We start from the raw sequence: 14,121 nt of genomic DNA on the forward strand, positions 1-14,121 counted from the left end.
GCCGAATATACGCATTCAGCCCTGGGGCTTGGGAGGCTGGCGCTGGCGGCCGCATGCTTGGGCGGCAACTCGCGTCGCCCGCCGGCTGCGGCTCAGTCCGAATACACCCGATACCGCAGCGGGCGCACGTGCACGGTGCTGCCGGGGGCCGGGGTGACCGCGTCCGGGGTCGCCACCAGGTCGAGTTCCAATGGCCGCACCTGGCCTTCGACCAACAATTCCAGGGTGATGCGTTCGGCCAGGCGGTGCGCGGACAGCACCCGGGCCGGCAGGCCTTCGCCGTCGGCGACCAGGGCCATGTCGTGCGGGCGCACGTACAAACGCGCGCGGCTGCGGCTGTGGCTGTCGACCGGCAGGCGCAGGGCGTGGCCGTTGACCGAGAGCTGGCCGCCTTCGGTCTGGCCTTCGATGACGTTGGCGCGGCCGATGAAGTCGAACACGTAGGCCGAGGCCGGCGCGCTGTAGATCTCGTCCGGGGTGCCGACCTGCTCGATACGGCCGTCCTTGAGCACGACCACGCGGTCGGCCAGCTCCAGCGCTTCTTCCTGGTCGTGGGTGACGAACAAGGTGGTCTGTCCGGTCTGGTCGTGCAGGCGCCGCAACCAGCGGCGCAGTTCGATGCGGACCTTGGCGTCGAGCGCGCCGAAGGGTTCGTCGAGCAGCAACACGGTCGGGTCGATCGCGAGCGCGCGGGCCAGGGCGACGCGCTGCTTCTGCCCGCCCGACAGCTGTTCCGGATAGCGCGCGCCGAGTTCCGGCAACTGGATCAGGTTCAACAACTCCTGCACGCGCTGGGCGATGGTGGCTTTGTCGGGCCGGCGCGCACGCGGCCGGCTGCGCAGGCCGAAGGCGATGTTCTCGGCCACGCTCATGTGCTTGAACAAGGCGTAGTGTTGGAACACGAAGCCGACATTGCGCTCGCGCAGGCTCAGCCGGGTCGCGTCCTGGTCGCCGAACAGCAGGCGGCCCGAATCGGGCTGCAGCAGGCCGGCGATCACCCGCAGCAAGGTGGTCTTGCCCGAGCCCGAAGGCCCCAGCAAGGCGACCAGTTCGCCCGAGGCGACGTCGAGGTCGACCGAGTCGAGCGCGGCGACGGTCGCGTAGCGCTTGGCGATGGCTTGAATGTGCAGATCCATGTCGGGCGATTACCTGTGAATCAATGTCGGCGATGCGAACGCGCGAGCGCGTCGCCGTGACGTGCCTCGAGCCAGATCTTGAACACCAGCGTGACCAGGGCCAGGCCGGCGAGCAGCGAGGCGACGGCGAACGCGGCCGCGGCTTCGCCGCCGAGTTGTTTGTACAACACCTCGACGTGCAGCGAGAGCGTGTTGGTCTTGCCCATGATGTTGCCCGACACCACCGTGACCGCGCCGAATTCGCCCATCGCGCGCGCGCTGCACAACAGCACGCCGTACAACAGGCCCCACTTGATGTTCGGCAGGGTCACGCGGAAGAACATGGTCCAGGCGCTGGCGCCGAGCGAGCGGGCGGCGAGTTCTTCGTCGCTGCCCTGTTGCTCCATCAGCGGGATCAGTTCGCGCACCACGAACGGGAAGGTCACGAACATGGTCGCCAGGACGATGCCGGGCGTGGCGAACAGGATCTTGATGTCGTACTGATTGAGAAGATCGGCGAAGTAACCGTGGGTCGGGCTGAACAACAGCACCAGGCACAGGCCCGCGACCACCGGCGACACCGCGAACGGCAGGTCGATCAAGGCCAACAAGGTGCGCTTGCCGCGGAATTCGAAACGGGTCAGCGCCCAGGCCATGAACACGCCGCAGATCGCGTTGACCGGCACCACCACCGCCGCGGTCAGCAGGGTCAGGCGCAGCGCCGACAAGGTGTGCGGTTCGGTCACCGCGGCGATCCAGACCTTGAGGCCGCTGCCGAACGCGGCGCCGAGCAGCATCAGCAGCGGCAGCACCAGCACCAGGGCCATGATCGCCACGGCGAGCGTGATCAGAGTCCAGCGGACCCAGGCCGGTTCCTGCAATTGGTCGCGCGCGTCAGCCATCGCGGCGGCTCCCGTGTGCGAACAGGGCCGAGGCGGCGTTGATCGCGACCAGGCAGGCGAAGGACATCAGCAACAGCAAGGTCGCCAACACGATCGCCGCGGTCACGCCGCCTTCTTCTTCCAGGCGGATGGTGATCAACAAGGGCGCGATCTCGGTCTTCATCGGCAGGTTGCCGGCGATGAAGATCACCGAACCGAACTCGCCGAGGCCGCGCGCGAACGCGAGCGAGAAACCGGTCAGCAGCGCCGGCAGCAGCTCGGGCAGAATCACCCGCCGCAAGGTGGTCAGGCGCGAGGCGCCAAGCGAGGCCGCGGCCTCTTCCTGCTCGCGGCCCAGCGCTTCGAGCACCGGCTGCACGGTGCGCACCGCGAACGGCAGGCCGATGAAGATGAGGGCGATGACGATGCCGGTGGTGTTGTTGACCAGCTTGATGCCGAGCGGCTGCAGCAACTGGCCGACCCAGCCGTTCTCGTCGTAGATCGCCGCCAGGGTGATGCCGGCGACCGCGGTCGGCAGGGCGAACGGCAGGTCGACCAGGGCGTCGAGCAGGCGCCGGCCGCCGAAGCGGTAGCGTTCGAGCACCCAGGCGATCAGGGCGCCGCCGAGCAGCGAGCACACCGCGGCGATGAAGGCGGTGGCGAAACTGACCTTGAGCGAGGCGATCACCCGCGGATCGCCGATCGCGCGCAACCAGCCGTCCAGCCCGAGCCCGCCCGAGCGCAGGATCAGCGCCGCCAAGGGCAGCAGCACGACCAGGCCGAGCCAGGTCAGGCCCAGCCCCAGGCCGAGCCCGAAACCGGGCAACGGCCGGCGCCAGCGAACGGCGGAGGTCGGTAGGGGCAGGGCGTGCTCGCTCATGTGGCGTGGGCGGCCGTCTGGATAGGGACAGAGGGGGGGACGCTATCCCAGCGGCCAGCGCCTAGGGAAATGCGCGTTGGTTGTTTCGAGGTGCGAGATGGCGATATGGGCAGGATGGGGCGGCCCGGATTCGCGGCGGGTGAAGCCGCGCAGGCCTTGCGCGGCGGCGACCGGCCGGCCGGATCGGGCCGGCGCGGAGGCCGGCCCGCGGTGATCGCCGGAGCGCCTGGCGCTCAGCCCCAGTCGATGACGCCGCCGCGGCTGCGGCCCAGCAGGCCGTGGCCCCGGTCGATGGCGTGGACGATGGCGGCGACCTGCGCCGGCTGCCGGCTGACGAAATAATGCCCGCCGTCGGCCAGGACGATGGCGTGGACCCGCTCCGAGCAGGCCCGCCAACGCCGGTACTTGCGGCGATGGCCGCGGGTCAGCGGGTCGTCCTCGCTGTTGATATTGAACAGCGGGGCCTGGATCCGCGGCGGCGGCCGGCCTTTGAGGTGGGCCGCGGCCAGGCGGGCGTCCTGGCGGAAGCCGGCACTGAGGCGCTGCAACGCGTCCTCGTGCAGGCCCTCGGTCGACCCGCCCCAGGCCCTGATCAGTTCGCGCAGTTGCGCATCGCTGGTGGACTTCCAGGGGTCGCGCCCGAGCAACCATCGCGACAGCCTCGACAGCGGCAGCACCCCGCCGACGCAGACGAACTTCAGCGGCCGCCCGGCCGCTTCCAGGCGGCGGGCGATTTCCAGCGCCAGCACGCTGCCGACGCAGTGGCCGTACAGACCGATCTCGCCGTCGGTCTTCGCCAGCAGGCGCTCGACGCAGAGCGCGGCCAGCGCATCGAGGTCGCGCAGTCCGGCGTCGGCCTCGGCGTCGTCGCGGCCCGGCATCGCCACCGCATACACGCTGATGCGCGGGTCCAATGCGGCCAGGTGCTCGGCGAGCGGTCGGAACATCGTCGCCGAGGCGCCGGCATAGGGCACGCACAGCAGCGTCAGTTCGCTGCGGGCGCGGCTCGCCAACAACTGCGGCACCGGGTCGTAGGCCGCGGCCTGTCCGGCTTGCAGCGACTGCGCCAGCGCCGCGATCGTCGGCTGCGCATAGAAGGCCAGCAACGACAGCGACTGGCCGTCGAAGGCCTCGGCGACGCGCGCGACCAGGTTGATCGCCTTGAGCGAATGGCCGCCGAGTTCGAAGAAGTGATCGTGGCGGCCGACCCGGTCGAGCTTGAGCAGCTCGCACCAGATGCCGGCGAGCGTGGTCTCGACTTTGCCGCGCGGCGCTTCGTAGCGGCGGGTCGCGACCGCATCCAGGTCCGGGGCCGGCAAGGCCTTGCGGTCGAGCTTGCCGTTGGCGGTCAGCGGCCACTGCGGCAGGTGCACATAGGCCGCCGGCAGCATGTGCTCGGGCAAGCGCGCCTGCAGCCGCGCGCGCAAGGTTTCGGCCGGCAGCGACGGGCCGGTGTAATAGGCGATCAGGCGTTTCTCGGCGGGACCATCGACAGCAGGACCGGCCTCAACGAGCGCGCCGGGGCTGTCGTCGCGCGCGACGACCAGCGCCTGCTCGATGCCTGCGACTTGCTGCAAGGCCGCCTCGATCTCGCCCAGCTCGATGCGGAAGCCGCGGATCTTGACCTGATCGTCGTTGCGGCCGAGGTATTCGAGGCTGCCGTCGGGCAACCAGCGGCCCAGGTCGCCGGTCTTGTACATGCGCGCGTGCGCCGCCCTCGGCCAAAACGGATCGTCGAGAAAGCGTTCCGCGGTCAGCGCCGGGCGATGCAGATAACCGCGCGCGACGCCGGCGCCGGCCACGTAGAGCTCGCCGATCGCGCCGATCGGCAGCGGTTGGCGCTGCGCGTCGAGCACGTAGACGCGCAGGTCGGCGAGGGCGCGCCCGATCGGGCTGGCGCCGTTGCGCTCGGCGTCGGCTGCGCTCAGGGCGCGATAGGTCACGTGCACCGTGGTCTCGGTGATGCCGTACATGTTGACCAACTGGGTGCGTGCGTTGTCGGCGCGCCGGTACCAGGGGGCGAGCAGGTTCGTCTGCAGCGCTTCGCCGCCGAAGATCACCACCCGCAAGCGGTGCTGGCTGCGGCTCTGCGCGGCGATCAGGTGACGGAACGCGGTCGGGGTCTGGTTGAGCACGGTCACGCCTTCGCGGCACAGCAATTCGTAGAACTCTTGCGGCGAACGGCTGGTCGCTCGCGACACCAGCAGCAGCCGCCCGCCGTGCAGCAAGGCGCCCCACAGCTCCCAGACCGAGAAATCGAAGGCGAAGGAATGGAACAGCACGCCGACGTCGTCGGCGCCGAACCGGAACTGCGCCGCGGTCGCGGCGAACAGGCGCGCGACCTGGCGGTGTTCGACCATCACGCCCTTGGCTTGTCCGGTCGAACCCGAGGTGTAGATCACGTAGGCCAGATGTCGGGGCCCGAGCGCGGGCAACTGCGGGTCGTGCGTCGGCAGGTCGGCGAAGGCCTCGGCGCTCAGTTCGAGCAGCGGTACCGAGGTCGCGCCCAGCGTCTCGTGCATCTGCGACGACGCCAGCACCGCCACCGGCGCGCTGTCGTCGAGCAGATAGCGCAGCCGTTCGGCCGGATAGGCCGGGTCCAAGGGCACATAGCCGGCGCCGGCCTTGAGGATGCCGAGCACGCCGATCACCAACTCCGGCCCGCGCTCGGCGCACAGGCCGACGCGGTCGTCGGGCGCGATGCCGAGTGCGAGCAGGCGATGGGCGACCCGGTTGGCGCGGGCGTTGAGCTCGGCGTAGGTCAGCGCGGCGCCTTCGTAGCTCAGCGCGACCGCGTCCGGGCTGCGCGCGGCCTGCGCCTCGAAACGGCGATGCAGGCAGTCGTCTTCAGCGGCGTCCATCTGCGGCGTGTTGAAGCCGACCAGGACTTGCTCGCGCTGCGGCGGCGGCAAGACTTCGAGACCGAGCACGGGCGTGTGCGGCGCGTGTTCGAGCGCGTCGACCAGGGATTCGAGCGACTGGCGCAGGCAGGCGCAAACGCGCGCGGCATCGATGCCGGCACAGGTGCGCACGCCGAGGGCAAAGCCCGTACCCAGGTCGTCGACCGCCACGGTCAGCGGATAGTGGGTGCGTTCGCCCGCGGCCGAGTCCAGGGCCTCGATGCCGGGCCAGGCGGCGTCGGCGGTCGGCGCGCTGTGGCGGTAGTTGAGCAGGCTGTTGAACAGCGGCCGCGGCGCGGCGACGCCGCTGCAGGCCTGCGCCAGCACCAGCGGCGCGTGTTCGTGTTCCAACAACGCGGCGAGGCTTGCGTGGGTGGCCTGCACCGCTGCACGGACGTCTGCGGTCAGTGCGACGCGTAAAGGCAAAGTGTTGATGAACATGCCCAGGGCGCGATCGGAGTGCGCGGCGCCATGCAAACGGCCGAACAGCACCGTGCCGAACACCACGTCGTCGCGTCCGCTCAACCGTCCCAACACCTGCGCCCAGGCCAGGTGCAGCAGACTCGCCACGCTGACCCGGAGTTGCCGCGCCTGTGCGCGCAGGCGCTGATCGAGTTCGCTGCCTAGTTCCTCGTGGGCTTCGTCGTCGCCCGTTGTGGCGTCGGGCGCGCCGGGTTTGTCGTGGCTCTTGGCCGGCGATCCGTCGACGCCGAACGCGAGGGTCGGTTCGTCGACATCGCCGAGCAGGTCGCGGAAGAAGGCTGCGTGCGCGGCCTGGCCTTGGGCGAGGGTCGCCTGCACCACGTAGTCGCGGTACGGCACCGGCGCGGGCAGGCTCGCCATCTCGCCGTGCAGGAAAGCCTGCATCTCGCGTTGCACCACCTCGAGTGCGGTGTGGTCCAGGGCCATGTGATGAAACTGCAGCGCACCGACCCAACGGCCGTCGGCGCCGTCGTGTGCGCAACTCAAGCGCAGCAGCGGCGCGCGACGCACGTCGAGCCGACGCGTACGCGGATCGACCTGGGCTTGCAACTGCGCGGCGACAGCGCCGGCCCCCGGGTCCAGGGCGATCTCCTCGATCGGCAGCTGCGCGCGTCGCCACACCACCTGCACCGGTTCGGCCAGGCCCTCCCAGGCCATCGCGGTCCTGAGGATGTCGTGGCGGTCGATCACCGCCTGCAAAGCGTCGCGGAACGCGTCGAGGCGGGCGCGGCTGTCGAAGCGGAACAGCGCTTGCAGCAGATAAGGGTCGCCGGCCTGGGCGGTGCGGTGGTGGTACAGCAGTCCCTCCTGCAAGGGCGCGAGCGGGTAGATGTCCTGGACGTTGCGGATGCCGCCGGGCACTTCGGCGATCAAACGGTCGATCGCAGCCTGGCTCAGATTCGCCAGCGGCAGCATCGACGGCGTGATCGCGGTGCTATCGGCGGGGATCGCGTACGTGGGCACCTCGGGCTGCGCGCAATGTTCGATTGCCGCGGTTTCCACCGAGGCGGCGAAGGCGGCCAGGGTCGGCTGAGCGAACAGCAGGCGCACGCGCGCGATCAGCCCGGCCTGGCGCATGCGTTCGATCAAGCGCACCGCCAACAGCGAGTGCCCGCCGAGCTCGAAGAAGTGATCGTGGCGGCCGACCCGCGGCAGGCTCAGCAATTCCTGCCACAGCGCCGCGACGGTTCGTTCGACCTCGCCGCGCGGCGCTGCGTAGTGTTCGGCCGCGGCCGCATCGAGCCCGGGCGCCGGCAAGGCGCGGCGGTCGAGCTTGCCGTTCGGCGTCAGCGGCCAGCGTTCGAGGACGACGAAGGCCGCCGGCAGCATGTGCTCGGGCAGGCGCAACGCGAGCCGGCGCCGCAGCGCCGCGGTGTCGACGTTCGCAGCAACGAGATACGCGACCAGGCGCGGCTGATCGTGCGGGCCTTCGCGTGCGACGACGGTGTTGTGCGGGAAACCGGCCTCGGCCAGTGCGGCCTCGATCTCGCCGGGTTCGATGCGGAAGCCGCGCAGCTTGAGCTGGCGGTCGGCGCGGCCGAGGAATTCGAGCTGGCCGTCGCGCCGCCAGCGCGCCAGATCGCCGGAGCGGTACATGCGTTCGCCGGGCGCATCGGGGTCGGCGACGAAGCGCTCGGCGCTCAGGCCGGGGCGATCGAGGTATCCGCGCGCCAACCCCGGGCCGCCGATGTAGAGCTCGCCGGGCACGCCGACCGGCACCGCACGCAGGCGCGCATCCAATACATGCAAGCGGCTGCCGCGCACCGCGTGCCCGATCGGCAAGCGGTGCTGCGATGCCACGGCGTCGCTCGCCAGTGGCGCGGTCATGCTCGTGCAGATCGTGGTCTCGGTCGGGCCGTAGGCATTGATCAAGCCGCGGCCTTGCGCCCAGGCATGGGCCAGCGCGGGTGCACAGGCATCGCCGCCGACGATCAGGCGACGGCAGTCCGGCAGGTCGTCCGGCTTCAACAGCGACAACACCGCCGGCGGCAACAGCGCATGGGTGATGCGATGCGCGCGCATCGTTGCGGTCAGGGCCGGGCCCGGCAGCAGGCGCTCGGACTCGGCCATCACCAGTGCGGCGCCGGACAGCAGCGCCATGCACAGCTCCCAGAACGCGGCATCGAAACTCAGCGAGGCGAACTGCAGCACGCGCGCATCGGCGCCGATGGCGAGCGGTTCGACACCGCTTTCGATCAGGTTGGCGATGCCGGCGTGAGCGACGACCACGCCCTTGGGCCGGCCGCTGGAGCCGGAGGTGTAGATGACATAGGCCGGGTGCTGCACCCGCAGCGCGCTCGTGCGTTCGCGATCGCTCGGGTTGTGCAGCGGGCTGTCGTCGATCGCGGCGAGGTTGGCCTCGTCGTCGAGGCCGAACCAGGCCGCGTCGGCCAGTGCCGGCAAGCGGGCGCGGCCGGCGCGGTCGCCGATGCTCAGGCGCGGGCTGGCGTCGTCGAGCATGTAAGCGAGGCGATCGAGCGGATACTCCGGGTCCAGCGGCACGAAGGCGGCGCCGGCCTTGAGCACGCCGAGCACCGCGACGAGGGTGTGCGGCGAGCGCGGCAACACCAGCGCGACCCGGTCTTCCGGGCCGATGCCGCGGCCGATCAGGGTATGGGCGAGGCGATTGGCGCGGCGGTTGAGTTCGGCGTAGCTCAGCACGCTGTCGCCGAACACCAGGGCCGGCGCGGTCGGCGTGAGGGCGACCTGGCGCTCGAAGGCCGCGCTCACGGTGATCGGCTCGACAGCCTCGTCGCCGCGGCCGCTTGCGAGCAGCCGCTGCCGTTCGTCTTCGCCGAGCAGGGCGATGCCGCCGATCGGTCGGCTCGGGTCGATCGCGACCGCGCGCAGCAGGCGTTGCAGGCATTCGGCGATATCGCGTGCCGTGGCGTCGTCGAACAGATCGGTGGCGTACTCGATGCTGCCGTCGAGTCCATCGGGGCGGCCGTCGCGGTCATGGCATTCGCTGAAGCCGATGCTGAGCTCGAACTTGGCGATGTCGAGGTCGAAGGCCTGGGTGCGCAGGCTCAGGCCGGGCAATACCAGTTCGGCATCGGCGCCGATGCCGTTCTGCAGGCTCAGCATCACCTGGAACAAGGGGTGATGCGACAGCGAGCGCGCCGGGTTCAAGGCCTCGACCAGATGCTCGAACGGCAGGTCTTGATGCTCGTAGGCGGCGAGGTCGACGCGGCGCACGCGGTCGAGCAGTTCCTCGAAGCTCGGGTCGCCGGCGGTGTCGCTGCGCAGCACCAGGGTGTTGACGAACAGGCCGATCAAACCGTCGAGGGCCGGATCGACGCGGCCGGCGATCGGCGTACCGATGGCGAAGTCGTCGCCGGCGCCGAGCCGGCTCAGGGTCGCGGCCAGGGCCGCGTGCAGGGCCATGAACAAGGTGGCGTTGCGGCCTTGCGCCAGCGCGAGCAGGCGCGCGTGAGTGTCGGCGTCGACGGCGAACGACAGGCGCCGGCCGCGATGGCTCGCCGCCGGCGGGTGCGGCCGGTCCTGCGGCAGCGCGATGCGCTCCGGCAGGCCGGCGAGGGCTTCGCGCCAGTAGCCGATCTGTCGGGCGATCGTGCTGTCCGGGTGGCGCTCGTCGCCGAGCCATTGCCGTTGCCAGAGGGTGTAGTCGGCGTACTGCACCGGCAGCGGTATCCATGCCGGCGGTTGGTCTCGCAACCGCGACGCGTAGGCGCTGGCGAGGTCGCGCGCCAGCGGCGCCAGCGAGGCGCCGTCGCCGGCGATGTGGTGCAGCAACAGCAGCAGGGCGTGCCGTTGCGGGCCGAGCCGGAACAACTGCGCGCGCAGCGGCAGCTCCCGGCTCAGATCGAAGGCATGGGCGACCGCGGCATTGAGCGCCGCCGGCAAGTCGGACTCGTCGAGTTCGACCGTCGCCAGACGCAACTCGGCGCGATCGAGCACGCACTGCTGTGGCGTATCGGTCAGCGGGACGATGCTGCGCAGGCTTTCGTGACGGGCGATCAGATCGTTGAGGGCGCGTTCGAGCGCGTCCGCATCGAGTTCGCCCTGCAGATGCAAGGCCAGCGGAATGTTGTAAGTGGCGCTGGGGCCTTGTAGCTGGTGCAGGAACCACAGGCGCTGCTGCGCGAACGACAGCGGCAAGGTCGCCGGCCGCTCCTGCCGTCGCAGCGGCGGGCGCGTGCGTGCGCCGCTTGCGAGGCGCTGGGCCAGGGCCGCAACCGTCGGCGCCTCGAACAGGCTGCGCAGCGCGACTTCGCTGCCGAGCTCGGCGCGGATCCGGCCAAGCAGACGCGTGGCCAGCAAGGAATGCCCGCCGAGGGCGAAGAAGTCGTCGTCGATGCCGACGCGTCGCACGCTGAGGACTTCGGCGAACAGCCTGCACAGAGTCTGCTCGCCCGGGTTGCGCGGGCCGCGGCCGCCGGTCGCAGCGGCGGCATCGGGCGACGGCAGGGCGGCGCGGTCGAGCTTGCCGTTCGCGGTCAAGGGCAGGCGATCGAGCACCACGAAGGCGACCGGCAGCATGTACTCGGGCAGTTGCGTGGCGAGTGCGCGGCGCAACGATTCGCGATCGAGCGCGGCGGGAGCAGCGACCAGATAGGCGACCAGCCGCTTCTGCCCCGGGCGGTCTTCGCGGGCGACGACGAGGTTGTGCGGCCAACCGGCGCGAGCGAGCGCAGCCTCGATCTCGCCGAGTTCGATACGGAAGCCGCGGATCTTCACCTGTTGGTCGCTGCGGCCGACGAACTCTATGCGACCATCGCGCCAGCGCACGCGGTCGCCGGAGCGGTACATGCGTTGGCCGACCGCGAACGGGTCGGCGACGAAGCGCTCGGCGCTGAGTGCCGGGCGATGCAGATAACCGCGAGCCAAACCGGCGCCGGCGATGTACAACTCGCCGGGCACGCCTGCCGGTACCGGCTGCAGCGCGTCGTCGAGCACGTAGACCTGCCTATTGTCGAGCGGCGTGCCGATCGGGACGTTGTGGGCGTGTTCGTCCAATGCCGCGATCGCGCCGCTCACAGCGAAGGTGGTGGTCTCGGTGGGGCCATAGCAATGCACCAGGTGCAGATGCGGGTGCCGTGCCTGCAGGCGCCGCACGGTATCGACCGACAGCACTTCGCCGCCGGTCCAGACCTGCGCCAGGCCGGCGAACAAGTCCGGTGCGGACTCGGCGAATTCGTGGAACAGGCCGGTGGTCAGCCACAAGGTCGACAGGCGATGGCGAGCGATGAGCCGGCGGAAATCGAGCGCATCGAGCGCAGCGGCCGGCGCGACCACGAGGCGCCCGCCGTTCAACAGCGGCACCCACAGCTCGTAGGTCGACGCGTCGAAGGCGTGGGTCGAATGCAGCAGCACGGTCTCGTGGCCGCTGGCGAAGCGGCGGTCGCGGGCGAACTCGACCACGTCGCGCTGGCGCACGGCCACGCCCTTCGGCACCCCGGTCGAGCCGGAGGTGTACATCACGTAGGCGAGCTGCTCGGGATGGATGGCCGGCTTGCGTGCACGCGGTTCGGTGGACGCGTTGAAATCGAAGCGGTCCAGACGCAGCAGATTCGGATGCGGCAAGCGGCGTGCATCGATGCCGGCATCGGCGATCAACACGGCGGCTGCGGTTTCGGCCAGCAACTGGCCCAGGCGCTCGTCGGGATGCTGTTCGTGCAATGGCAGGTAATAGGCGCCGGTCTTGAGCACGGCCAGTACCGCCACGACCAAGTCGGGCGAACGCTGCAGCAGCAGGGCGACGCCGCGTTCGGCGCCGGCGCCGCGACGGCGCAGTGCGTGGGCGAGCGCTTCGGCGCGGCGGTCGAGTTCGGCGTAGCTCCACTCGACGCCATCGCCGACCACGGCGATCGCCTGCGGGGTCGCGGCGGCCTGGCGTTCGAACGCGGCCGCTACCGATTCCAGCTCGACCGCATGGGTGGTGCCGTTGCACTCGCGCAGCAGGTGGCGGCGTTCGGCCTGGTCGAGCAACTCGACCGCACCGATCGCCAGTTCGTCGTCTTCGGCGACGGCGATCAGCATGCGCTGCAGCCGCAGCGCGATCGCCTCGGCGGTGGCCGGGTCGAACAGATCGCTGGCGTATTCGAGCGCGCCGTCGAGGCCGCCGGCCTGGCCGGTGGGGTGGTAGCGTTCGCAGAAGGCGAAGCTCAGATCGAACTTGGCCACATCGAGGGCGAACTCGGCCGCGCGGGCGCGCAGGCCGGGCAGCTGCAGCTCGGCCTGTTCGGTGTTCTGCAGCACCAACAGCACCTGGAACAGCGGGTGGTGGCTCAGCGAGCGCTCGGGTTTCAGCGTGTCGACCAATTGCTCGAACGGCAGGTCCTGGTGTTCGAATGCGGCCAGGTCGGTGGCGCGTACCCGCGCCAGCAGCTCGCTGAAACGCGGGTTGCCGCGGGTGTCGGTGCGTAATACCAAGGTGTTGAGGAACAGCCCGACCAGTTCGTGCAGGGCGGCGTCCTGGCGGCCGGCGACCGGCGTGCCGATGGCGAGGTCGGTGCCGGCGCCGAGCCGGGTCAGGGTTGCGGCCAGCGCGGCCCGCAGGACCATGAACAAAGTCGCGTGGTGGCGTCGCGCGATGGCGCGCAGGCGCGCATGGGTGTCGGCGTCGAGGGCGAAGCCGCACTGACCACCGCGATAGCTCGCGCGCGGCGGGCGCGGGCGGTCGCTCGGCAGTTCGATCTGCTCGGGCAGGCCGGCCAGGGTGTCGCGCCAGTAAGCGACCTGTGCCGCGATCAGGCTGCCGGGATCGGCGTCGTCACCCAATAGGTGTTGTTGCCAGAGGGTGTAGTCGGCGTATTGCACCGGCAGCGGCGCGCGGATCGGTGCGTTGCCGTCGAGGCGTGCGGCATAGGCTTCGGACAAGTCGCGCGCGAGCGGCGCCAGCGACGCGCCGTCGCCGGCGATGTGGTGCAGCAACAGCAGCAAGGCGTGCTGCTGCGGGCCGAGCCGGACCAGGGTCGCGCGCAGCGGGATCTCGTGGCGCAGGTCGAAGGCGTAGGCGGCGGCGTGCGAGAGCGTATCGGCCAGAGCGGATTCGTCGCTGTCGACGACATCCAAAGTGGGGGCCGCACGTTCGAGTATTTGTTGGGTCGGCACCTCGCCGGCCGGGAATACGGTGCGCAGGCTTTCGTGGCGCTCGCACAGGTCGGCGAGCGCGGCGCGCAGCGCGTCGACGTTCAACTCGCCGTCCAGGCGCAGCGCCAGCGGCATGTTGTAGGTCGCGCTGGGGCCTTCGAACTGGTGCAGGAACCACAGCCGGCGTTGCGCGAACGACAGCGGCAAAGTCTCGGACCGGGGCATAGGCCGCAAGGCCAGGCGGCGGCTTTGGTTTGGGTCGAGCGCGAGTACGAGACCGGCGACGGTCGTGTGCTCGAACAAGCTGCGGATCGACAGCTCGACGTCGAGTTCGGCGCGGATCCGGCTGATCAAGCGGATCGCGAGCAGCGAATGGCCGCCGAGGACGAAGAAGCTGTCGTCGATGCCGAGCTGGGCGGCGTGCTCGTCGGACAGGCCCAGCACTTCGGCGAACAGCGCGCACAGGGTCTGCTCGCGTGGGTTGCGCGGGGCGCGTTGGCTAGCCGGGACGAAGTCCGGTGCCGGCAGCGCCTTGCGGTCGAGCTTGCCATTGAGCAACTGCGGCAGGGCGTCGAGGACGACGACCACGGCGGGGACCATGTACTCGGGCAGGCGCGCGGCCAGGGTCTCGCGCAGCGCGTCGCGGTCGATCTCGTTCTGTTTCGTGGTATCGGCGACCACATAGGCGACGATCTGCTTCTGCCCCGGCCGGTCCTCGCGCACGATCGCGCTGTTGCGCGGGTAGCCGGCGCGGGCGAGCTCGGCTTCGATCTCGCCGAGTTCGATGCGGAAGCCGCGCAGCTTGACCT

At 70.4% G+C, this 14,121-nt stretch carries 4 protein-coding genes; all 4 read right to left on the minus strand.

Going from position 1 to position 14,121, the window contains the following annotated elements; genetic code table 11:
• Window positions 1–92: 92 nt before the first annotated feature.
• The 4 genes from LC490_RS03265 to LC490_RS03280 all read right to left on the minus strand — a co-directional run bounded on the left by LC490_RS03265 (window position 93) and on the right by LC490_RS03280 (window position 14,113).
• Complete coding sequence (locus LC490_RS03265) at window positions 93–1,136, minus strand: sulfate/molybdate ABC transporter ATP-binding protein (protein WP_031370688.1); 1,044 nt, start codon at window positions 1,134–1,136, stop codon at window positions 93–95.
• A 20-nt stretch (window positions 1,137–1,156) separates the two neighbouring features.
• Window positions 1,157–2,017, minus strand: a complete 861-nt coding sequence (gene cysW / locus LC490_RS03270) for a sulfate ABC transporter permease subunit CysW (protein WP_051884424.1) — start codon at window positions 2,015–2,017, stop codon at window positions 1,157–1,159.
• Complete coding sequence (cysT, locus tag LC490_RS03275) at window positions 2,010–2,876, minus strand: sulfate ABC transporter permease subunit CysT (RefSeq protein WP_223619280.1); 867 nt, start codon at window positions 2,874–2,876, stop codon at window positions 2,010–2,012. The genes cysW and cysT overlap by 8 nt, the downstream gene beginning before the upstream one ends.
• A gap of 233 nt (window positions 2,877–3,109) precedes the next feature.
• Window positions 3,110–14,113, minus strand: coding sequence for a non-ribosomal peptide synthetase (locus tag LC490_RS03280; RefSeq protein ID WP_223619299.1), 11,004 nt, complete (start codon window positions 14,111–14,113; stop codon window positions 3,110–3,112).
• Between the last annotated feature and the right edge of the window lie 8 nt (window positions 14,114–14,121).

Source organism: Lysobacter sp. ESA13C, from assembly GCF_019970005.1.
In the GTDB taxonomy this organism is placed as follows: Bacteria; Pseudomonadota; Gammaproteobacteria; order Xanthomonadales; family Xanthomonadaceae; genus Lysobacter; species Lysobacter antibioticus_B.